The following is a 23,169-nucleotide window of genomic DNA, read 5'->3' on the forward strand; positions in this document are numbered from 1 at the left end:
TTTGCTCTCTACATTTCAATTTTTTAAATTAAGAGTGAATTGCTAATCCTTCTACAGCAAGTGCTGCTTCACCAATAGCTTCTGATAATGAAGGATGTGGATGAATTGTATGAGAAATTTCCCATGCAGTTGCATCTAATACTCGTGCTAAACCTGCTTCAGAGATCATATCAGTTACATGAGGTCCAATCATATGGACACCAAGAAGATCATTCGTCTCTTCATCAACAATTATTTTAACAAATCCATCATGCTCACCGTAAACTAAAGCTTTACCGATTGCACGGAATGAGAATTTTCCTTTTTTAACTGTATAACCTTTTTCTTTTGCTTCACGCTCAGTTAAACCAACAGATGCAACTTCTGGATTACTATAAACACACTTACTTACCATTGTTGGATCTAATGGAAGTGGTGAATTACCTGCAATATGCTCAACTGCAATTGTACCTTCTCTTGAAGCAACATGTGCTAATTGTAAGCCACCAATTACATCACCAATCGCATAAATATGTGACTCTTTAGTTTGGTAATTAGCATTTGTTTGGATAAAACCATTTTCAACTACGATGTCAGTATTTTCTAATCCGATTCCTTCAACATTCGCTTGACGGCCAACAGATACTAACATTTTTTCAGCAGTGAAAGATTTCTCAGTATCTTTATGAAGCGCATTTATTCTAACACCATTATCGATTACTAAAGTTTCAGCTAAAACTTTCGCATCAGTAACTAATTTAATACCTTTTTTCTTTAATAATCTAGTCATTTCTTTAGAAATTTCTTCGTCTTCTAAAGGTAAAATAGTTTTACTATACTCGATTACTGTTACCTCAACACCAAAATCTGCTAACATTGAAGCCCACTCAATACCGATTACACCGCCACCAACGATAATAATTGACGCAGGAAGTGACTCCATTTTTAACGCCTCATCAGATGACATTACATGCTCACCATCAATAGTTAATCCAGGTAAAGACTTTGGTCTTGAACCAGTTGCGACTAAAACGTTCTTAGGAATTAGCATTTCGTTCTCGCTACCATCATTCATTTCAACTGAAATTGTTCCTGGCATTGGAGAGAAGATTGAAGGACCTAAAATACGTCCTAAACCGTCGTATACATCAATTTTCCCTTGTTTCATTAAGTGTTCGACACCTTTATGAAGCCCGGCAACGATATTTTCTTTTCTTTGTTGTACTTTGCTAAAATTTAATGTTACGCCTGATGTTTCAACACCAAACTCTTCACTTTTCTTAGCAGTTGAAAAAACTTCTGCACTACGTAATAATGCTTTACTTGGGATACAGCCTGCATGTAAGCAAGTTCCACCTAGTTTGTTTTTTTCTACTACCGCTACTTTTAATCCTAATTGAGAAGCACGAATAGCAGCTACATAGCCGCCTGTACCGCCACCGAGTACGACTAAATCATATTCTGTTGCCATGATGAAATTCTCCTCACATTTATACTAAAGATTTAACTGCAAATTCTCCAGGATAGATTTTTGCTTCTTCTTCTTCTCGAAGTACGCGAAGTGCACCTTCACAAAGAGCTTGAAGTTCATTTTCACCTGGTAAAACAATTACACGTGCCATCCATTTAACTCTTTTTGTTATTTCATTAACAATAAAATCACTATAAGCAATTCCACCTGTTAATATAATTGCATCAATATTGCCTTCAAGAACAGCTGCCGCACTTCCAATTTCTTTTGCGACTTGGTAAGCCATTGCTTCATATACTAATGCAGCTTTTTCGTCACCAACTTCAATCATGCTTTCAACTTTAATAGCATCTGCTGTTCCAAGATAGCTAACTAATCCACCTTGACCAACCATCATTTTTTGAACTTCGTTAATATAGTAGTCACCAGAGTAACAAAGTTTTATTAAGTCACCAATTGGTACAGTTCCAGCTCGCTCTGGACTGAAAGGTCCTTCACCATCTAAACCGTTATTTACGTCAATTACGCGTCCTTTTTTATGAGCACCAACACTCACACCTCCACCCATATGGGCGATAATAAGGTTTAAATCGTTATATGACTGTTCTAACTGTTTTGACACTTTTCGTGCTACAGCTTTTTGGTTTAAAGCATGGAAAACACTTCTTCTTTCCATTAGTGATTGTCCGCTGATTCTTGCAACCGGATCTAATTCATCAACAACTACTGGATCAACGATAAATGCTGGAATGTTTAATCCTTGTGCAATCTCATTAGCAATGATTCCACCAAGATTTGAAGCATGCTGACCACTATAACCAATTTTCAAATCTTCTAACATGATTTCATTTACTGCATAAGTTCCACCTTCGATTGGTCTAAGGAGTCCACCTCGACCACATACAGCACTTAATTTAGAAATGTTAATGCCTTCTTTGTGTAATACCTCTAAAATAACATTTTTTCTAAATTCATATTGATCAATTATTGTTTTATATTTATTTAATTCTTCATCGTCATGGCGTATTGTTTGTTCAAAAATTGGTTTTTCATCATCAAATACACCAACCTTTGTGGATGTGCTGCCAGGATTAATTACTAAAATACGATGCATTGTCAACACTCTCCCTTCTAAGTTTACCTTACCTTTATAACTAGAAAGAAAGAGGTACTATTACTTCACTCTTTCTTTCCACCTAAAAAATAAAGGAATTTTTAATTCAAATTTATTTAGTCAATTATCTTCTGCTTAAGATGTTGTGACCATTTGATAAGAATTGGCTACGAGATTTTGCCATTGTAGCAATACGCTCTTCAGCTAAACGGTCTGCAGCTAAATAAGTTGGAATACCGTCACGTTTTGAAATTTCGATAACTTTTGCAATGTTATCGTATAAGCCTTCAACTTTTTTCATTGCACGGTCGTAGTTGTATCCGTATAACTCATCTGCAACGTTGATTACTCCACCAGAATTGATTACATAGTCAGGAGCATAAACGATACCTAATTCATGGATTAAATCACCATGACGAGTTTCTTTTAATTGGTTATTTGCAGAACCTGCAATAACTCGCGCTTTTAATAGTGGGATAGTTTTATCGTTAATTGTTGCACCTAATGCGCATGGTGCATAAATATCACATTCTACTCCATAAATATCATCTGGATCTACTGCTGTAGCACCAAATGCTTCTACTGCACGTTGTACAGCTTCTTTATTAATATCCGTTACGATTAATTGAGCACCTTCTTCATGTAAGTACTCGCAAAGGCTGTAAGCAACATTACCAACACCTTGGATTGCAATTTTTTTACCTTCTAAGCTGTCAGTTCCAAATGCTTCTTTTGCAGCAGCTTTCATACCACGGTAAACACCAAATGCAGTAACTGGAGATGGGTTACCTGAAGAACCGAATGATGGTGAGATACCTGTTACATAATCAGTTTCTTCGTGGATTAAATCCATATCTGCAACAGTAGTACCTACGTCCTCAGCAGTAATATATCGACCATTTAAGCCTTGGATATAACGACCAAATGCACGGAACATTGCTTCGTTTTTATCTTTACGTGGATCACCGATGATTACAGTTTTTCCTCCACCTAAGTTTAAGCCAGCAGCAGCATTTTTATAAGTCATACCTTTTGCTAAACGTAGAGCATCTTCAATTGCAGCTTCTTCTGATTCGTAAGTCCACATTCTTGTTCCACCTAAAGCTGGACCTAATGTAGTATCGTGGATCGCAATAATTGCTTTTAATCCTGATTCTTTATCTTGGCAGAAAACAACTTGCTCATAGTCATAAGTTTCTAAGTATTTGAAGATTTCCATGTAATAACAGCTCCCTTAAAATGTGTAAGTTTAGTTTTTAGAGTTACATATAGCTAATGCTAATGAATATAATTTTGTCATTGCAGAGTCAGAACGCGATGTTAAAACAATCGGTGCCTTTGCTCCAGCAATAAGTGCAGCCACTTCTGAGTTAGCCATAAAGACTAATGATTTATATAAAATATTTCCAGTTTCTATTGTAGGTACTAATAAAATATCAGCTTGCCCAGCAACTTCTCCAGTTAAGCCTTTATGTTTAGCTGCTTCAACAGAAATGGCATTATCAAGTGCTAATGGTCCATCAACAATACAATTTTTAATTTGTCCTCTTGTATTCATGACAGTTAATGATGCTGCATCTAGTGTTGCTTGCATTGCAGGATTTACTACTTCAACAGCTGCCAGTACAGCAACTTTAGGGGTTTCTATTCCTACTTTCCTTGCAATTTCAACACTGTTTTCAATAATTTTCACCTTTTGATCTAACGTAGGTGCTATGTTCATCGCAGCATCTGTTACGATTACAGCATTTTCTCTACCTGGTACGGCGAATATTGCAACATGTGATAAAACACTTTTATCTCTTAAACCATATTCTTTGTTCAATACTTCTTTTAGAAGAACTGAAGATGAAAGATTACCTTTCATTACAATTGAAGCTTCAGCAGAGCGAACAGCTACAACTGCATTTTTAGCAGCCTCTTTGTTTGAATGAGAATGAACAATTTTTAGTCTTTCTGCAAATTGTTCGTTTTTTAATAAATCTTCATACATTTCATAGATAGCTTGCTCGTTTCCGAAAAGTAAAAAGTTTGCTAAATCATTATCTAACGCAATTGAAACTGCTTCTTTTACTTCGAAGTCCTCAGCAACAGCTACAGCAACAGTTTGCCTAGAATGATTTTTCGCACGTAACATTATATCTGTTAAATTCATTGAAAGCCCTTCCTTTCATCCCCCTGCACTATATAAAGCAATTTGCGTGCCAACTTTCGAAAAAGGATAAAACTATTTTAAAAATAGTTGAAAAGCCTTACATTACCAGTATTCTAGTACCAGGTACTAGTAACACCGATAAATCTATTCTACAACAATATTTTGAAAAATGACAGTAATTGTATGCAAAAATATTCATAGCACGCAAATTATTGCGTGCTATTTTTTGCATTGTGGTATTTTTCCAATTTATAATACAAATTCCTTACTGATATTCCAAGCTCTTTTGCTGACCTTGTTTTATTGCCATTATTTTTCATTAATATCTTTTCAATAATTTCACCTTCATAATTTGTAACCATTTCATCAAGGGAGCTTATTTCTTCAGTATGAACTTCGTTTTGATGAACAGATTGCTCTTGCTTAACTTGTACAATCGCTGATAAATGTTCAGGTAGGATTTGTTTTTCATTAAATTTCATAAATATAACAGCTCTACCTAGCACATTTTCCAATTCCCTAACATTACCAGGCCAATTGTAACTTTTTAATTTATTTAATGCTGATAATGAGATTCCCTCAACATTTCGACCGTAATCTTGATTAATTTTGGCTAATAATCTTTCGCCAATCGGTAAAATATCTTCAATTCGTTCCTTTAGTGCAGGAATAATAATAGGAAGTTTATTTAATCGATAATAAAGATCTTCTCGAAACTTTCCTTCAATGATTGCTTCCTCCAGATGAACATGCGTCGCAGCAATTACTCGCACATTTATAGGAATAGACTTTGTCCCACCAACACGTCTAATTTCTTTCTCTTGTAGGACCCTTAATAGTTTGGCTTGCATCGCAGGTGATAATTCTCCAATTTCATCTAAGAAAATACTTCCATTATTAGCTTCCTCAAAAAGCCCTCTTTTCCCACCACGTTTTGCGCCAGAAAAAGCACCTTCTTCATAACCAAATAATTCACTTTCCAATAAAGTTTCAGAAATCGCAGCACAATTTACTCGAACGAATTTATTATATTTGCGATCGCTTTCATTATGAATCGCATGAGCAAACAATTCTTTACCTGTTCCAGATTCCCCACGTAGTAATACCGTAGCAGGAGTGCTCGCAGCTAATTTAGCCTGCATGATCGCTAAACTGATTCCTTCAGATTCACCAGCTATATCCTCGAATGAATATTTTGCTTCTAATGTTCTAATAATTTGGCGTGCTCTATGTAGCTCATTCGTTAACTGTGAAATTTCAGAAACATCATGGATTACTCCAACACTACCTTTTAATTTTCCGTCTACGATTACAGGAGCTACATTCACTAATACATCACGATTTTGTTTTCCGACCTTCATGCGTACTCCACGAACTGCTTGTTTTGTTTTCAATACTTTTAAATGAACACTTTCACCTTCAGCAATATCAATCGTTGCATGTTTACCAAGAACTTGTTCACTTGAAAATCCAGTCAGTCTTGTGTATGCCGGATTAATAATAATTCCATTACCTTTTTCATCTACAACTGAAATTGCTTCATCTGAACTTTGAATGACTGCTTCAAGCATGCTATAAACTTCTTTTAAATTTGTAACCTCTTCTGCTAAATCTATTACCTCAGTATCATCTTTAAAAACAGAAATTGCACCTTCAAGTTCACCATCTTCTCGAAAGATTGGAATACGAGTCGTAAAAATCTTACTTCCATTAATTAAAATATGCTCTTGATTAATTTCCTTCTTTTTCGTTTGAAGAACTCGAGGTAATTTACTAGTCGGGACAACATCCAATATATACCTACCAATCGCAGCATCTTTATCAGTATGTAACATTCTTTCTGCAGAGCGATTGAATAAAAGAATTTTCCCCCATTTATCAACCACAATCATCCCATCATGAGTGTTGTCCAAAATGAGCTCTTGTTGTCTTTTTTTATTATCGATTAAATTAAAAAGTGATTCTTTTTCTTGAACAAGATCAGATATCATTTTTGCAACAGAACCTGGGATCACTAAAGTATGCTTAGCTTTATACTCGATTAATTCCTGGAATATCGTTTCATCTCCAGTAGTATTTATGACAACATCAATCTCTTCGTTTAAATTAGACTTCCAATCCTTTAGTATTGGAATATGTAAGCTTTTAGCAAAGTCTAAGCCTTTAGCCTCTTTTATCATATCTACTACTGCGACAACATGAAATAAATCAGAATGTGATAGAAGTTTTAAAACGGCTGTGCCTCCTGTTCCCATTCCAACGATCATTACGTTTTGTTTCATCTTAGTTCACCTACTAATTTCAACAAATTATTAACACATTAGACTATTATATATAAAAAGTCATTCTTTCGTCTATTTCAAATGTTTTATAAGGCTTGACAACACTATCCTTGTATAAGATTATGAAGAAAGAGAATTACGTAATTTTATACTTTATTGTTACTTTTAACGGAGGAATTAATAAACATGAAAGAATCATTTACACGTATGTTAGCATTCGTTGTGATTGTTGTACCAATAGCTTTAGCAGTTATCGGAATTAAATTACTTCGTGATACGGTATTTCTAATCCATTCTTTTGGCATTCCAAATCTTCCATTGCAATTATTAATCGGACTTGTTTCATTAGGAGTCGGTTTTTATTTAGTGGGAAGCTTTGTATTATTTAGAGATCGTAAACGAAACAAAGTTCAAGGTAGATTTTTAAAAAGATAATTTTTGTGGGAGTATAACCTAGGTTCTAAATTAAAACCAAAAGATAAATAACAAAACAAAAAAAGTGCTGATAAGAGCACTTTTTTATTTACTAAGAAGTTGACTTCTGACTTGGAAAGCTAGCTCTGGATAGTCAGTAATAATCGCTGTACATTTAACTTCAAATAATCGTTTCATAACAGCTGGTTCATTGATTGTATAAGGTCTTACGGCTATGTGATGTTCCATAGTTTCTTCTATTTGTTCATCAGTAATTATACGATAATTAGGATGAATTGCATTTGCTTTATAATCTTCAGCAATCTTCCACGGTTCTTTACTTCTTCTATTAAATAAAACTGCTGTTTCAATATCCGGTGCCATTAAGTGGAATTTAAGCATACTTTTATGGTTAAAGGAAGATAAAACGATTCTTTTTTCATATTCATATGAACGGATTAAATTTATAACTCGTTCCTCAAGTCCATGGTATTCGATTTTATCATTTTTTAATTCAACATTGATACTAAAGTTATTTCCTTTTGCCCATTCAAATACTTCTTTTAAGGTTGGTATCGTGCATCCCTTAAATTGTCGTTTAAATCGATAACTAGCATCAAATTGCTTTAATTCAGCTAACGTATAATCTTTAACGAAACCTTTACCGTTAGTTGTACGATTTATTGTTTCATCATGAATAACAACAATTTCACCATCTTTTGATAAGTGTACATCTAACTCTATTCCGTCTGCCCCTAAATCTTCACATGCCTTAAAAGAAACCATTGTATTTTCTGGGTAGGTTCCTGCAGCACCTCTATGACCAATAATATCAACCACTCAAATTCCCCCCATGTGAGAAAATATATACTTTCTTCTTTTTCTTATTGTATACTAATTTTACGAAACTTAAGGAGGATTATTATGCGACCATTGCAAATTTCGCCTGAAACTGCAATTTTACTTTCTAAGAAATTAAACGTTCCTTTAGAACAAATTATGCATATGCCACAGCATATATTAATGAAAAAATTGATGGAATTAGATTTGTCTAAAAGCGAAGAAGCTTCTGAGGATAATGAATCTAAATAGTAAATAAGCTTTAAACAAGAAAGCAGAAGTAGTATTTCTACTTCTTTTTTTTGGACCTTTTTTTATTTATTCTAATCTTAAATTACATTTTTATGTAAAATTGGACAAATAATTAACAATTATGAGCTAATTTTAATTTAAACTTCCTTTCATATTAATTAGTTTTCAAGTAAAATGTAATGTATTGTGTATATTTTATAACGAAAAGTATTTATGGAGGTATTTTTAAATGTTACCTGATTGGTTAATTGGTTTGATCATGGGGATGGTAGAAGGATTAACAGAATTTTTACCGGTATCTTCTACAGGTCATATGATTTTAGTTGCTGATTTATTAAATTTCACAGGTGAGAAGGCTTCATTTTTTGAAGTAATTGTTCAACTTGGTTCAATTCTAGCAGTAGTTGTTGTTTTTTGGAAACGACTATGGTCAGTACTTGGAGTTAAATCAGATGGTTATAGACAAACGAAACTCAACTTAATTCATATTATCATCGGTGCTATTCCAGCCGGGATTGTAGGGCTTATATTCCATGATTTCATTAAAGATGTTTTATTCTCACCTAAAACTGTTGTAATTGGATTAGTAGCTGGCGGTATTTTATTAATTGTTGCTGAAAAAGTCTCTAAACATCCTAAATCATCTGATTTAGATCACATCTCATATAAACAAGCTTTTATTATTGGTTGTTTCCAAATGCTAGCTTTATGGCCAGGATTTTCACGATCAGGCTCTACAATAGCTGGGGGATTATTATTTGGTTTAGATCGAAAAACTTCTGCAGAATTTACTTTTATTTTAGCAGTACCAATGATGATTGCTGCTAGTGGATTAGATTTGATTAAAAATATCGATATTTTGAGTGCTTCAGATTTACCATTATTCGCAACTGGATTCATCACAGCATTCGTAGTTGCATTACTTGCGATCGTTTCCTTCTTAAAATTATTAGAGAAAGTAAAACTAACAGGTTTTGCAGTTTATCGTTTTATAGTAGCGATTGTTTTCACGATTGTATTTATATTTTAATTAAAACTACAAAAGATAGGACAACCATATTGGGGATGTCCTATCTTTTTTATTTCTATATACAATTTATCGGTTTATTTTACAAATGAAAAAAGGCTATTCGTACAACGTATACGAATAGCCTTTGTAATATATATGTTAGTTATTTAAATTTAAAAATTGTTGTCTATTGGCGAAAGCCCTACCTCTCTTCCGCAATTCGGCTCCAGGGCCGTTCCATTAGGCAGCTTGTTTCACAACAATCTTCACTAACAGACACTACTACTAATATATAAACAAGGTTGAAATAGCTGACGCGTCATGGAATACGTCCAATTTTCTCCCAAATTTCGTAGTAATAATATCGTTTTTCTATATGTTTCAGTGGCGCAATAAATATTATAGCATACTACAAATTATTAGGCAAACTAATTTTTATTTAATATAAATCGACGGACTAGCACTTAAATTGTTCCTAAGTAAAATTTAAATTTCATTGTTATAGATTTGATTATTGTTGAATTACGTAATCTTTTCTTCAGAGCAGTAGTTATAAAAATCTACTTTTTTAGAAAAAAAAAGTTCCAATTATTAGAAACCAAGTGAATGTTTGTTCCTAATTGACATACTTTTATTGATGAATTAATTGATTGGAACGAAAGGGATGCTCGACTCCTATGGGATAAGCGGGAAGGCTAAAGACCCCGCAGGCTTGCCGAGGAAGTTGAAGAATCTCGCCCCATGGAAAGCGAGCATCCTGTAATGGAAATCAACATCACCCTACTCCTTTTACGAAAATTCGGTAATAAATTGATAAACTCATTAATCAACAACAAAAGAAAACGTTGTCTACTATAGACAACGTTTTCAGATTACAAATATAATTGCTAATGCGAAAAAGTACCGAAGATCTCATAAGAAGTTATTCGCTAAGAGAAACGTCTGTGGAATCACTATCAGGAAGTTAATCGGATTCTTGGGTAATTTGTACTAAAAATAAATTTAAGAAGCTTTATGTTCTAAACGTAATTTATCAGCTACCATTGCAATAAATTCTGAATTTGTTGGTTTTGCCTTTGACATTGAAATTGTATAACCAAATAATGTAGAAATACTATCGATATTGCCACGGCTCCATGCTACTTCAATCGCATGTCGAATTGCACGTTCAACTCGGCTAGCTGTTGTATTAAACTTTTTAGCGATATCTGGGTATAAAACTTTTGTAATTGAACCTAAAAGCTCAATATCGTTGTATACCATCGAAATCGCTTCACGTAAGTACATATATCCTTTAATATGTGCAGGTACCCCAATTTCATGGATGATACTTGTGATACTAGCATCTAAGTTACGTGGCTTACTTTCGTAATTTGATACTAAAGAAGGTGAATTACGTTTAGTTACTGCACTACCCTTTCCAACTACTTGACGGATATTGCTGATTAAATGCTCCATATCAAATGGTTTTAAGATAAAATATGATGCACCAAGGTCAACAGCTTTTTTAGTAACATCCTCTTGACCAAATGCTGTTAGCATAATAACGTTTGGAATTTTTTCAACTAAGCCAGCGCGTAAACGATCTAAAACCGCTAATCCATCTAAATGAGGCATAATAATATCTAAGACTAGTACATCTGGCTTTTTATCCTTCACTAGAGGTAAGCAGTCTTGTCCATTAAACGCAACCCCAACCACTTCCATATCTGTTTGTGCGTTAATGTAGTTTTCTAACATAATAACAAGTTCTTTATTATCATCAACTAATAATACTTTAATTTTCTCCACGCCCGTTCCTCCCTACATCCTCTATAGTGAATTTTCATTACTTATTACCGATAATTTCGACAATAAAAATTTATTTCCTGTTTTTATTATAAATTCTGAATATTTTTATTAATATAGATAGTTTTCTTCAATTTCTTCTAGCATTCGACGATTGGGTTAAAAACTACTATGTATTAAGTCGAATTATACATATAATTCATTATATAAAAAATGAAATAGTATGTAAATTTATAATTTTTAATATAAATTTACAATTCTGTAACATTAACCGTCATATCAACCATCCTCTACATTAAAATTTTTTTAATCTTTCGATGTTACTAATAGTATACTACCATTTTTTTCCTATTTTGACTTATTTTTAACAAAATACACTACAAAATAATTAATAAGTGTATTTTTCAATTTTGAAACCAATTCATAAAAGGAAAGGGTATTTTAGAGTATTTTTATGTGCTATTTCATTTAATGATATTTCCTTTGAAAGGGATAATACTTAACACTTATGAGAGATGCAGTGTAGCCCTCTGAGCCCTTTCACAGAAGTGACGAGTAGGAAGATATCACTTTACAGAAATCGAGCATTCTTAATGGAAATAAACATAAAAAATACACCTACATAATTTGATAGGTGTATTTTTTAAATCAAGAAGCCTTTTTATCTTGATAATCATAAATTGGTACTTTAGCCTCATCAAGCATCCACTCAATATGAACCCCATACCCACTAGTCGAATCATTTACAAAAACATGTGTTACTGCTCCGATTAATTTTCCATTTTGAATGATTGGTGAGCCGCTCATTCCTTGTACAATCCCGCCAGTTTCTTTAAGTAATCGTTTATCAGTAACCTTTAAAATAATGCCTTTGGTGGAAGGGAATTTTTGTTGAATGCTACTTACTATTTCTATGTCAAATGCTTCTACTTTATTATCATGTATTACGGTAAGTATTTTAGCAGGACCTTTTTTCACTTCATTTGATAATGCAATTGGTAATGGTTGTGACATGATCCCATTGTCTATTTTATTGTTAACTTTACCGAATATGCCAAATGGACTATTAGAAGTGATATTACCAATCCTTCCACGATCTAAAGCAAAATGTGCTATTTTTTCTCCTGGTGAACCATCGGCACCTTTTTCAATTGCAGTTACGGTTGAATAGACTATATGCCCATCTTCTACTTCAATGGCTTTTCTCGTATCGCTATCAGAGATAACATGTCCTAGTGCACCATATTTTAATGAATTAGGTTCTATGAATGTCATCGTGCCAATACCAGAAGCTGAATCTCTTATATATAATCCAATTCGATAGCTATCATGACCTTGGTCCCGAATAGGTTGTAACATTTTTGTGTAATACTTACCCTCGCGTTTTACAGTAATTTTTATAGGCTTTCCATACTTCCCTGCTTTTTGAATAAACGGTAATACATCTGACATTTTTTCGATTTGTTTACCATTCATTTTTATAATCATGTCTCCAACTTTAATACCGGCAATTTCACCTGGAGACTTTTGTCCTGAACTAGTATTTACTAAATGATGTCCAACGACTAAGACACCTACTGAGTTAAGTTTTACTCCTATTGACTGTCCCCCTGGTATTATTCTTAAACTGTTTAATACTTTAACATCTACCTTTTTACTTGGTAATTCATTCATACCGAGTGCTACATTAACTATTTCTTGTTGATCCTTATTTTTTATGGTAGATGAAAACACATTATTTTGATTTATATTAAACACGCCAATACCAACTATAAATAAAAGGAGAAGAATTTTTATTATTCGACGAACATTTATATTTTTCACAAGCGAATCACTCTCCTTAGCGCCAAATTTCATTTTTTTTAATTCGTGGCTATGTAGTTAATGTTAGCTTTGCAAAAGCAAAATATGATTGTAAAAATATGATAGATTCTTTAACGTATAATGTTGTATTAGTATGTTTCATTTAGCATTTTCCAATTACTAATTTATCAATAATTCCCATAAAAAAAAAAGAGAATATTTAATGTATAGAAAAAAATTTCCATCATTAAACATTCTCTTTTTTAGTTCATTGAGATTGGTATTTTGCAGAAGCTGCCTGATCGATCAATTCTTTTGCGTGTTGAATCGTTACATCTGTAATTTCAACTCCAGCGATCATCCTTGCAATTTCATTAATTTTTTGATCATTTCGTAATGGTGTAACAGAAGTTTTCGTTCGATTTCCATCAATTAATTTGGCGATAAATAAATGCGTATCTGCCATTGAAGCAACTTGTGGTAAGTGAGTTATACAAAGTACTTGAGAATCTATAGATACTTTGTGTATTTTTTCTGCTATTGCTTGCGCTACTCTTCCACTAACCCCTGTATCAACCTCATCGAATATAATTGATGTAATCCCCTGATGCTTCGTGAAAATGCTCTTTAGTGCAAGGAACATCCTTGAAAGTTCTCCACCAGATGCAACCTTTGCTAATGGCTTTAAAGGCTCACCTGGGTTTGTTGAAATATAAAACTCAACAAAATCAAATCCATCTTTTTTAAACTTTATATGTTGTTCATCTAGTATTGGATCTGATTCTTGTCCCTCTTCAACATCAAACATAATTTCAAAGGTTGTTTTATCCATATAAAGCTCTTTTAATTCTTTATGTATATCAGCAGTCAATTTGATTGCTAATTCTTTTCTTTTATTTGAAAGAGTTTTACCAGCACTAATTAGCTTGATTGTTACATTATCTAAGTCTTTTTGTAACTTCTCGATATGCATATCTTTATGTTGAATAGTATCCAACTCTTGTTCAATATCTTCTGCGTATTTTAAGATATCAACAACACTGTGCCCATACTTCTTTTTTAGCATAGAAATCTCGTTTAAACGAGTTTCAATTTCGTTTAATCTATTTGGATCATATTCCATTTGTTCAATGGAATCACGTAATCGATACGATATATCCTCTAATAAGTAATAGCTACTACTGATTCCTTCATGCATTTCTTTAATGTCATTATCAATATTCGTTACTGACTCTAAAGAATACATACTCGACCTGACCGAATCTAATCCTGAACCATCCTGCGATAAACTTTGATATGCTTCAACTAAAGACTTATAAATGCGTTCAAAATTAGAAATTTTGAGTCTTTCTTCCATTAACTGATCGTCTTCATTTTCTTGCAGATTCGCATTTTGTATTTCAGTTAGCTGAAATTGAATTAAATCCAATCTATGAGCCATTTGTTGTTCATTTTCAGTTAATTGCTTTAACTGTTTTTTTAAGTCTGTATAGTTATTAAATATATTTAGATAATCAGTATACAAAGGAGCAATTGTTTTTTCATCATATTGTTGTAACATCGGTAAATGATGTTCTTGGTCCATCAAATCTTGGCTCTCATGTTGCCCATGAATATCAACAAGTAAACCACCAATTTCCTTAAGTATAGAAGTTGTCACTAATTTCCCGTTGATACGGCATACACTTTTACCAGATGAAGTAATATCTCTTTTTAAAATAATCATTTCATCTTCAATGTCAAAGCCTAATTCTCTGCATCTTGAATAAATTAGATGATTCTCATTTTCGATATGAAATAAGCCTTCAATTTCTGCTTTTTCAGTATCATATCTTACGAATTCTGCAGATCCACGACCACCAAGTAACAGACCGATAGCGTCAATAATAATCGACTTCCCCGCTCCTGTTTCACCACTTAGTACAGTTAAACCCTTTTCAAATGAAATGGAAACTTCCTCAATGATTGCAAAATTTTTAATGATAATTTCAGATAACAATGAGTTTCTCTCCTCTTTTTAAAACCATTCTCCTATTGAAGCATGTCAATAAATTTTCCTTTTAGTTCCTCAGCATCTACAGGTGTACGACAAATGATTAAGATTGTATCATCACCACAGATTGTACCCATAATTTCTGACCATTCTAAATGATCAATTAATGCACCAACTGCATTTGCATTACCTGGCAAAGTTTTCATTACAATTAAATGACTTGAACTATCAATTTTAATAAATGAATCAATTAAAAGTCTTTTTAATTTTTGTAATGGATTAAATCGTTGATCTGCAGGTAAGCTATATTTATATCGCCCATCAGATAACGGTACTTTTACTAAATGTAGTTCTTTTATATCACGTGAAATCGTTGCTTGGGTTACTTTAAACCCTAAGTCTCTTAGTGATTGTACTAATTCATCTTGTGTTTCGACTTCATTTTTTGCGATAATTTCTCGTATTTTAATATGACGCTGACCTTTATTCATAATACACCTCTTTGCAAATTCCGACAAATATCTTACTTAAAGAATATCTTATCTAATCTACTCGTTATTGTATATATTTTTTTAAACGTTTTCATAAAATGCATTTTTCAGCATAATTTTTTTCTTTTTACCTTAATTTAAAAAAGGAGAAAAAGGAAACCTATTTGGTTTCCTTTTTATTATTTTACCTTCTTTAATTCATTATGTGCTTCATTTACAATTTCCATTGGTAATCGATTTAACTCGCTATTTCCAATTTCCTTTGAACCTTCCCAATGAAGATGAATTAAAAATTCAATATTACCGTCTCCACCAGTTATAGGAGAAAAAGTTAAAGCTTTTATATCATATCCTTGGCGAAGCGCAAAATCGATCATCATTTCGATAACTTGTTCATGCACCTTTGGATCACGTACAATACCCTTTTTACCAACTTGCTCTCTACCAGCTTCAAATTGTGGTTTAATTAACGCGACAACATCACTTGAGGGTACTAATAATGTTTTTAAGACTGGTAAAATCAAACGTAACGAAATAAAGGAAACGTCAATCGAAGCAAATTGAGGTAACCCTTCAATTAAATCTTCTGGTTTAACATAACGAAAATTTGTTCGTTCCATTACAATAACACGTTCATCTTGCCTTAATTTCCAAGCAAGTTGATTGTATCCAACATCAAGTGCATATGATTTTTTTGCTCCATTTTGGAGTGCACAATCCGTAAATCCACCTGTCGAAGATCCAATATCAATCATAATTTTATCTTTAACTGATAGATCGAATGTGTTTATAGCTTTTTCTAATTTGTACCCTCCACGGCTCACATAAGGCATAACGTCACCTTTAATTTGTAAAGGGAGTTCGATATCTATTTTTTCTCCAGGCTTATCTAATCTTTGTTCGTTTGTATAGACAAGTCCTGCCATAATTGCTCGTTTAGCTTTTTCACGTGTTTCGATTAAACCACGATCTACTAAAAGTACGTCTACTCGTTCTTTTTTTGCCATTTAAATGTCATCCTCTTATTTATTACAAACCATTTCACGGATTTTCTTAACCGATTCATCTTTTGTTAAATGAATTTCATCAAGTAATTTATCAACATCACCATGTTCAACAAATAAATCCGGTATACCTATACGTTCTACGCGGACGTTTTGAAAATTATTTGAACTTGCAAATTCTAAAACAGCACTTCCAAAACCACCTTGTAATACTGCTTCTTCAATCGTTAAAATCGGTTTTCCGTCCTTAAAGATATCATTTAACATTGCAGTATCCATTGGTTTAATAAATCTTGCGTTTACTACTTTAACAGTAATATTTTCCTTCTCTAACTCATCCGCTGCATCTAATGCCATTTTAATTGTTGTACCAAAAGTTAAGATAACTGCATCAGAGCCTTCTCTTAATACTTCCCATGAACCAATCGGAATTTCTTTTAATTGCTCATCCATTGGTACGCCTATACCATTTCCCCTAGGGAAACGAAGCGCAATTGGACCATCTTCGTATTGAATTGCAGTGTTTACCATATGTTGGCCTTCATTCTCATCTTTAGGCATCATTAAAACTAAGTTTGGTATATGTCGTAGGAAGGCAATATCAAACACACCTTGATGAGTTTCACCGTCAGCACCTACTAATCCTGCACGATCGATTCCAATGAATACATTTAAATTTTGTCTACAAATATCATGTAATACTTGGTCATATGCTCTTTGAAGGAATGTGGAATAAATTGCTAAAAACGGCTTCATTCCTTGTGTTGCTAAACCTGCTGCTACAGTTGCCGCATGTTGCTCTGCGATACCGACATCAAAAATTCGGTCAGGTAATTGAGCTTGGAAATTTTCCAATTTTGAACCGACTGGCATTGCAGGAGTAATCGCTACGATCCGCTCATCTTTTAAAGCTAATTTTAATACAGTATCACTAACAAGTTTACTCCATGCTGGTGGTGCTTTATCCGGCTTAATTAACTTCCCAGATTCTACTTTGTAAGGACCTGTACCATGCCAAGTTCCAATATCATCACTTTCTGCTGGCTTATATCCTTTTCCCTTTTTCGTTAGTACATGTACTAATACCGGGCCTTTAGTTTTCTTAGCATATTCAAGAGATTCAAATAAGTCTTCAAAATTATGACCATCAACTGGTCCAAAATAAGTGAATCCCATTTCCTCAAAAAACATTCCTTGTGTAACTAAGTATTTAAGGCTATCTTTTAATTTTTTTGATGTACTTGATAGTTTGTCCCCGATTCCAGGAATTTTTTTGATCACACCCTCAAGTTCACCTTTAGCCCAACGGTATTTCCCAGTTGTTCTCAGTCTTCCTAAAATGCTATGTAAAGCACCTACGTTCGGAGCTATAGACATTTCATTATCATTTAAAATAACGATGACATCTTTTTGTTCATGTCCAATATGATTCATCGCTTCAAGAGCCATCCCACCAGTTAATGCACCATCGCCGATAATCGGAATAATGTATTCACCAGTTTTTTTAATATCTCTAGCAATAGCCATCCCCATTGCCGCAGATAGTGAAGTCGAGCTGTGCCCAGTTTCCCATACATCATGTTCACTTTCATTTCGCTTAGGAAAGCCACATAATCCCTTAAATTGTCTTAGTGTTGTAAATTCTTTTGCGCGACCAGTTAATATTTTATGAACATACGATTGATGTCCTACATCCCACAAAAATTTGTCTTTAGGCGAATCAAAGACTTTATGTAATGCAATCGTTAATTCAACAACTCCTAAATTTGGCGCAATATGACCACCTGTCTCAGAGAGCTGTTGAATAAGAAATTTACGAATTTCTTCACTTAATACTTCTAATTCACCGTTCGTTTTATTTTTTAAAAAGCTCGGATTTTCAATTGTCGTAAGATCCATCTTGGATCACTCACCTTCCTAGATGTTAAATCTATATAAATAATTCATTATTATGTAATTTTATCTATAAAATGATTTTACCATACTTGTAGTTAAACGCTAGTTTCTTAAATGACTAACTCTTAACACCATGTATCATAATACCATTTTTATTAAAATCTGTTTAATGTTTTTTATTTTTATAGAACAAAATTATAAATATTTTTTTGCAAAATGAAAAGAAAGCCGCTAGCACAAATGTGTTAACGGCCTACATTTCTGTATATTTTATTAACAACATTAACGGTTTTGAACTACTCATGACTAAAATCACGAGATTCTTGGGAACAAAGCATACTTGCTAGCATATTTCTTTACTAGCAGCGGTTTCTTTTATTTACCAAGCTATCCCCGTAATCCCTACGGTTAATTTTCCTAACGCTAGGAAAAACAAACTCAGCTTGATTTTATACTGAGGGGTATTACGGTTGTTCTCTTTGCGATTTTCGAGAGGTATAGACGAACGAAAGCCACCAAACAAGTTCTATTCACGCAACAAGCACCATACTTGAATTCGTTCTAGTTTAAGTTTCTTATATAATTTTATCTTAATTATACTTCAAGCTAGATACTTAGTATAGTTGAATAATTTAACATTATTTTATCACTCATACCACATCCGAAGTCGATTCATCTCATGTTTGAAATCACGAGTGATCTTGACTTTATAATAAAGTAGTTACATTATACATAAATGAATAAATCTATTCAAATGGACATGGGATAATTACAAAATCAAAGTTTAAAAGCTGCGATTTTCAACAAAATCACAAATTGAGATTAAGTAGTCATCTTTAATCCCACATGCTCGAACATGTTGTTTAGCTTCAGTAATAAATGTATGAAGCCTTTCTTTAGCACCCTCGACCGAATATAACTTAACATAAGTAGTTTTATCATTTTCTATATCACTACCAACTGGCTTACCAAGTACTTCTTCATCACCTATTACGTCTAAAATATCATCTTGTATTTGAAATGCGATACCAAGTTTATAAGCAAATTGCGTTAGGTGAGATAATTGTTCGGCTGTTGCTTTTGAAATAATTGCACCTGCAATAACAGGATACATTAGCATTTTACCTGTTTTTCTTTCATGGATATATTGCAATTCTTCTCCACTAAGCTCTTTACTTTCACCTTCCATATCTGCTACCTGACCGGCAACCATACCTTCAGGACCTGCAGCAATCGCTAATTCACTAATTAATTGTATTTTCACTTGATCAGACACATGAAAATCATTCATTTCCGTAATTAATTTAAATGCGTATGTCAATAAACCATCACCTGCTAATACCGCAAGATCTTCCCCAAATACTTTATGATTTGTCGGTTTTCCTCTTCGAAAATCATCATCATCCATACATGGTAAATCATCATGAATTAATGAATAAGTATGAATCATTTCTAAAGCACATGCAGGTTTTATCCCTATTAATGGGTCATTACCAAATGCATCTAGAGTTGCGAAAAGTAAAAGAGGTCTAATTCTTTTCCCACCACCTTGTAATGAATAGGACATAGATTCTTTTAATTTTTCTGGTGCTTTTAATTTTTCAACCGATTTAATCATTTCATCATTTACAATTCTACTGGAATACTCCATAAAATCTTTGAAAGTGTTCATTTTATTCCTCCTCAACAGTAAAAGGAGTTTGTTCACCCTGTTCATTTAATATAGAAGTCATTTGTTTTTCAACTTTAGTAAGCTTCTCTTGACAAATTTGAGAGAGTTTTATACCTTCTTGAAAGTATTCGATCGCTTTTTCAAGTGGTACGTCACCTTGCTCTAATTTTTGTACGATCATTTCAATTTCTTTTATTGCTTCTTCAAAAGAACGCTCATTTTGTGACAATTGATTCACTCTCCTTTTACTTCAAGTACTTCACAATTTAATTTCCCATCGGTCATTTGTAATTGGAACCGGTCTCCACTTTTTGCTTGTTTAACCGATTTCATTAATTCGTTATCATTTTTATATGCTAATGAATAACCTCTGGCCATAACTTTTAATGGGCTAAGTGCATCTAGTGTATGAACTACTCTTTCCATTTCAAATTTCTTCTGGGTAATTAAACGATTAAATTCTTTTTGTAAAGCCATATGTAATTGCTGGTGCTTTTGCTTTTCAAGCTGAACTCTATTACTTGGATGATGAATAAGTAGCGATGAATTTAGTTCTTTATGCTTGTTTATTTTAGACTTAACAATTTCATTTATTGATGTATGTAAACGTTCATTAATCCGGTCAAATTGCTCTTGTTTTGGATGGAATAGAGAATTTGGATACCTAAAAACATAAGCATCTTGAACAGCCTTTAATTGCGTTTGTTTTCGTTCAATAATCGTATCCATCGCTTTATTAAGTCTTGCTTTTCGAACTGTAAATTGCTCAAGTATTTCTCTTTGGCTTAATGAAACTAATTCTGCTGCAGATGTTGGTGTTGGCGCCCTTAGATCAGCGACATAATCAGCAATTGTCGTATCCGTCTCATGACCCACTGCGGAAATGATTGGGATTTTTGATTCAAAGATTGCTCTCGCTACTATTTCTTCGTTAAAGGCCCAGAGTTCCTCAATAGATCCTCCGCCCCGTCCGACTATTAACACATCTATTTCTTTCATTTTACCTGCTGTTTCAATTGATTTCACAATCGACGCTTTCGCCCCATCACCTTGTACAAGAGTCGGAATGACAACTATTTTCCCAATTGGGTATCTTCGTTGAATCGTTGTAATTATATCGCGAACTGCCGCACCAGTTGGTGAAGTAACAACCCCGATTACACTAGGAAAAGAAGGAATCTTTTTCTTAAATTTCTGATCAAAGAGTCCTTCTTCTAATAGTTTTTTCTTCAATTGTTCATAAGCTACAAAGAGACCGCCAACCCCATCAGGTTGCATGTCTCTTATGTAGATTTGATAGCTACCAGATCCTGGGTATACATTTATTTCACCTTGTACAATAACTTGCATACCATCAGTTGGTTGAAATGCGATATTTGCGTTATAGGATTGAAACATGACCGCTGCAATTCTAGCACCATCATCTTTTAACGTAAAATAATAATGACCGCTAGATGAATGACGTTTAAAATTTGAGATTTCTCCACGGAGCAGTATATTTTGCAAATTACGATCCGCTTGAAATTTTGCTTTTAAATATTTAGTTAATGCGGTAACAGTAACTGGTAGCTTTTCCGTCATGCATAGCCCTTCTTTCATTCTTACAAAGCAAAGATTAAAGTTTAGTACTCAAATTTAATTTATGATCAATTTGAGAAGCTGCTTTTAACGTATTATGAAGTAGCATTGTAATTGTCATTGGACCTACTCCACCTGGTACAGGAGTAATATAACCAGCAACATTTTTTACATCTTCAAAATTTACGTCTCCGCATAATTTGCCATTTTCGTCTCTATTCATGCCGACGTCAATAACAATTGCTCCCTCTTTAACATAATCAGCTGTAATTAATTTTGCTACACCAATAGCAACAATTAAAATATCAGCCTGCTTTGTAATATCTTTTAGATTAGTTGTACGTGAATGTGTATAAGTAACCGTTGCATTTTCGTTTAAGAATAGTTGTCCAACTGGTTTCCCTACAATATTACTACGTCCAATAACAACGACATGTTTTCCACTAATCGGAATATTTGTATTTTCTATTAATTTTAATATACCAAAAGGAGTACAAGGTAGTAATGAATCTTGATTCGTCATCATTCTTCCAATATTAATTGGATGAAATCCATCAACATCTTTTAATGGAGAAATTGTTTCAATAACTTTCTTTTCTGAGATATGAGCAGGTAATGGCAACTGAACTAAAATACCATGAATTGACTGATCATCGTTTAATTTGTTTACAACGGATAATAACTCATCTTCAGTAACTGTTTCAGGTAATTCAATTACTTCAGAATACATTCCTAATTCATTACATGCTTTATGCTTCGAATTCACATATGTTCTTGAAGCAGAATTATTTCCAACTAAAACAACTGCTAAACCTGGTGTAACACCTTGATTTTTTAATTCTGAAACACCATTCTTTAATTCCTCACGAATTGATACTGAAACTTCTTTACCATTAATTAATGTTGCTACCATTTTAATTTCCCCCTATGCATATAAACAATCTATCTATTTAGAATTTTGATAATACCGCATTGATAAATTTACTAGAATCATCATCACCGTAAACTTTAGCAATTTCAATCGCTTCATTGATTGCTACACTTTTCGGAACATCCTCTAAGTAAGTAATTTCTACAAGAGCGATTCTAAGGATATTGCGATCAACGTTGCCTAAACGATCAATCGTCCAGCTTTCGATATTTGAAGCTAATTGTTCGTCAATCACTTCTTTATGACTAACAAAATTGGTTACAATTGCCTCTAAAAATGCATCTTGTTTTTCTTCAGCTTCTTCTAATACATGCTCTAATGCATCTGAAGCATTTGCTTCACTTAAATCCATTTGGAATAATGTTTGTAATGCAAGTTCCCTTGCTTTTCTACGTTTCATCAAAATAATAAACTCCTTTAAGCTAAATTCATCATTCGTTGCATAGGTAATAACGAATTCTAATTTTGTATAGTAACACGTTATTTTACCATTTTTT

19 protein-coding genes and 1 pseudogene are annotated in these 23,169 nt (G+C 33.3%); 3 read left to right on the forward strand and 17 right to left on the reverse strand.

From position 1 onward, the window contains the following. Positions 1 to 28 precede the first annotated feature (28 nt). From lpdA to COI44_RS15755, 5 genes are all read right to left on the reverse strand, one after another. Positions 29 to 1,450, reverse strand: coding sequence for a dihydrolipoyl dehydrogenase (gene lpdA / locus COI44_RS15735; protein ID WP_098428782.1), 1,422 nt, complete (start codon positions 1,448 to 1,450; stop codon positions 29 to 31). A 19-nt stretch (positions 1,451 to 1,469) separates the two neighbouring features. After that, the gene (gene buk / locus COI44_RS15740; RefSeq protein WP_179887142.1) at positions 1,470 to 2,570 is read right to left on the reverse strand and encodes a butyrate kinase; all 1,101 of its coding nucleotides are present in this window, start codon (positions 2,568 to 2,570) and stop codon (positions 1,470 to 1,472) included. Between the two features lie 118 nt (positions 2,571 to 2,688). Then, entirely contained in the window at positions 2,689 to 3,783 is a 1,095-nt protein-coding gene (bcd, locus tag COI44_RS15745) for a branched-chain amino acid dehydrogenase (RefSeq protein WP_098428784.1), read from the reverse strand. A 30-nt stretch (positions 3,784 to 3,813) separates the two neighbouring features. Next, positions 3,814 to 4,719, reverse strand: coding sequence for a phosphate butyryltransferase (gene yqiS / locus COI44_RS15750; protein ID WP_098428785.1), 906 nt, complete (start codon positions 4,717 to 4,719; stop codon positions 3,814 to 3,816). 209 nt (positions 4,720 to 4,928) lie between these two features. Next, complete coding sequence (locus tag COI44_RS15755; protein WP_098428786.1) at positions 4,929 to 7,001, reverse strand: sigma 54-interacting transcriptional regulator; 2,073 nt, start codon at positions 6,999 to 7,001, stop codon at positions 4,929 to 4,931. A gap of 186 nt (positions 7,002 to 7,187) precedes the next feature. On the opposite strand from COI44_RS15755, the gene COI44_RS15760 reads away from it, so the two are divergent. Next, positions 7,188 to 7,436, forward strand: coding sequence for a DUF2627 domain-containing protein (locus COI44_RS15760; RefSeq protein ID WP_069034062.1), 249 nt, complete (start codon positions 7,188 to 7,190; stop codon positions 7,434 to 7,436). 84 nt (positions 7,437 to 7,520) lie between these two features. Here the strand turns inward: COI44_RS15760 and COI44_RS15765 are convergent, their stop codons facing one another. Then, positions 7,521 to 8,255: a glycerophosphodiester phosphodiesterase gene (locus COI44_RS15765; RefSeq protein WP_286163939.1), complete on the reverse strand. Its 735-nt coding sequence runs from the start codon at positions 8,253 to 8,255 to the stop codon at positions 7,521 to 7,523. A gap of 84 nt (positions 8,256 to 8,339) precedes the next feature. Between COI44_RS15765 and COI44_RS15770 the strand changes: the two genes are divergently transcribed. Both COI44_RS15770 and bacA read left to right on the forward strand, forming a co-directional pair. Further along, positions 8,340 to 8,507: a YycC family protein gene (locus COI44_RS15770; RefSeq protein ID WP_098428787.1), complete on the forward strand. Its 168-nt coding sequence runs from the start codon at positions 8,340 to 8,342 to the stop codon at positions 8,505 to 8,507. A gap of 229 nt (positions 8,508 to 8,736) precedes the next feature. Further along, entirely contained in the window at positions 8,737 to 9,537 is an 801-nt protein-coding gene (gene bacA / locus COI44_RS15775) for an undecaprenyl-diphosphate phosphatase (RefSeq protein ID WP_098428788.1), read from the forward strand. Positions 9,538 to 10,518: 981 nt separating this feature from the next. Here bacA and spo0A read toward each other — a convergent pair. The 11 genes and pseudogenes from spo0A to nusB all read right to left on the reverse strand — a co-directional run bounded on the left by spo0A (position 10,519) and on the right by nusB (position 23,072). Continuing rightward, positions 10,519 to 11,307 (reverse strand): sporulation transcription factor Spo0A, encoded by a 789-nt coding sequence (spo0A, locus tag COI44_RS15780; RefSeq protein WP_098232839.1) that lies wholly within the window; start codon positions 11,305 to 11,307, stop codon positions 10,519 to 10,521. Between the two features lie 645 nt (positions 11,308 to 11,952). Beyond that, positions 11,953 to 13,062, reverse strand: a pseudogene (spoIVB, locus tag COI44_RS15785) (SpoIVB peptidase); the annotation flags it as partial. Positions 13,063 to 13,375: 313 nt separating this feature from the next. Next, positions 13,376 to 15,106, reverse strand: coding sequence for a DNA repair protein RecN (gene recN / locus COI44_RS15790; protein ID WP_098428790.1), 1,731 nt, complete (start codon positions 15,104 to 15,106; stop codon positions 13,376 to 13,378). Between the two features lie 32 nt (positions 15,107 to 15,138). After that, positions 15,139 to 15,591, reverse strand: a complete 453-nt coding sequence (gene ahrC / locus COI44_RS15795) for a transcriptional regulator AhrC/ArgR (RefSeq protein WP_098428791.1) — start codon at positions 15,589 to 15,591, stop codon at positions 15,139 to 15,141. Between the two features lie 179 nt (positions 15,592 to 15,770). Then, a complete protein-coding gene (locus COI44_RS15800) occupies positions 15,771 to 16,598 on the reverse strand; it encodes a TlyA family RNA methyltransferase (RefSeq protein WP_098428792.1) in 828 nt (275 codons plus the stop codon). A gap of 15 nt (positions 16,599 to 16,613) precedes the next feature. Next, positions 16,614 to 18,494 carry a 1-deoxy-D-xylulose-5-phosphate synthase gene (dxs, locus tag COI44_RS15805; protein WP_098428793.1) on the reverse strand — a complete coding sequence of 627 codons (1,881 nt, stop codon included), beginning with the start codon at positions 18,492 to 18,494 and terminating at the stop codon, positions 16,614 to 16,616. A gap of 781 nt (positions 18,495 to 19,275) precedes the next feature. Beyond that, entirely contained in the window at positions 19,276 to 20,163 is an 888-nt protein-coding gene (locus COI44_RS15810) for a polyprenyl synthetase family protein (RefSeq protein ID WP_098428794.1), read from the reverse strand. Position 20,164: 1 nt separating this feature from the next. Further along, entirely contained in the window at positions 20,165 to 20,392 is a 228-nt protein-coding gene (locus tag COI44_RS15815; RefSeq protein ID WP_387327302.1) for an exodeoxyribonuclease VII small subunit, read from the reverse strand. 5 nt (positions 20,393 to 20,397) lie between these two features. Continuing rightward, positions 20,398 to 21,744, reverse strand: coding sequence for an exodeoxyribonuclease VII large subunit (gene xseA, locus COI44_RS15820; protein WP_098428795.1), 1,347 nt, complete (start codon positions 21,742 to 21,744; stop codon positions 20,398 to 20,400). A gap of 34 nt (positions 21,745 to 21,778) precedes the next feature. Next, entirely contained in the window at positions 21,779 to 22,654 is an 876-nt protein-coding gene (gene folD, locus COI44_RS15825) for a bifunctional methylenetetrahydrofolate dehydrogenase/methenyltetrahydrofolate cyclohydrolase FolD (protein ID WP_098428796.1), read from the reverse strand. Positions 22,655 to 22,691: 37 nt separating this feature from the next. Continuing rightward, positions 22,692 to 23,072, reverse strand: coding sequence for a transcription antitermination factor NusB (gene nusB / locus COI44_RS15830; protein ID WP_097978577.1), 381 nt, complete (start codon positions 23,070 to 23,072; stop codon positions 22,692 to 22,694). Between the last annotated feature and the right edge of the window lie 97 nt (positions 23,073 to 23,169).

This window comes from Bacillus sp. AFS088145, assembly GCF_002564465.1.
Lineage (GTDB): Bacteria > Bacillota > Bacilli > Bacillales > Bacillaceae_G > Gottfriedia.

Bases quoted from the DNA above. Each gene is read 5' to 3' on its own strand.
- lpdA (WP_098428782.1), bottom strand. From the start codon at position 1,450: ATGGCAACAGAATATGATTTAGTCGTACTCGGTGGCGGTACAGGCGGC.
- bcd (WP_098428784.1), bottom strand. From the start codon at position 3,783: ATGGAAATCTTCAAATACTTAGAAACTTATGACTATGAGCAAGTTGTT.
- yqiS (WP_098428785.1), bottom strand. From the start codon at position 4,719: ATGAATTTAACAGATATAATGTTACGTGCGAAAAATCATTCTAGGCAA.
- COI44_RS15755 (WP_098428786.1), bottom strand. From the start codon at position 7,001: ATGAAACAAAACGTAATGATCGTTGGAATGGGAACAGGAGGCACAGCC.
- COI44_RS15760 (WP_069034062.1), top strand. From the start codon at position 7,188: ATGAAAGAATCATTTACACGTATGTTAGCATTCGTTGTGATTGTTGTA.
- COI44_RS15770 (WP_098428787.1), top strand. From the start codon at position 8,340: ATGCGACCATTGCAAATTTCGCCTGAAACTGCAATTTTACTTTCTAAG.
- bacA (WP_098428788.1), top strand. From the start codon at position 8,737: ATGTTACCTGATTGGTTAATTGGTTTGATCATGGGGATGGTAGAAGGA.
- ahrC (WP_098428791.1), bottom strand. From the start codon at position 15,591: ATGAATAAAGGTCAGCGTCATATTAAAATACGAGAAATTATCGCAAAA.
- COI44_RS15800 (WP_098428792.1), bottom strand. From the start codon at position 16,598: ATGGCAAAAAAAGAACGAGTAGACGTACTTTTAGTAGATCGTGGTTTA.
- dxs (WP_098428793.1), bottom strand. From the start codon at position 18,494: ATGGATCTTACGACAATTGAAAATCCGAGCTTTTTAAAAAATAAAACG.
- COI44_RS15810 (WP_098428794.1), bottom strand. From the start codon at position 20,163: ATGAACACTTTCAAAGATTTTATGGAGTATTCCAGTAGAATTGTAAAT.
- xseA (WP_098428795.1), bottom strand. From the start codon at position 21,744: ATGACGGAAAAGCTACCAGTTACTGTTACCGCATTAACTAAATATTTA.
- folD (WP_098428796.1), bottom strand. From the start codon at position 22,654: ATGGTAGCAACATTAATTAATGGTAAAGAAGTTTCAGTATCAATTCGT.
- nusB (WP_097978577.1), bottom strand. From the start codon at position 23,072: ATGAAACGTAGAAAAGCAAGGGAACTTGCATTACAAACATTATTCCAA.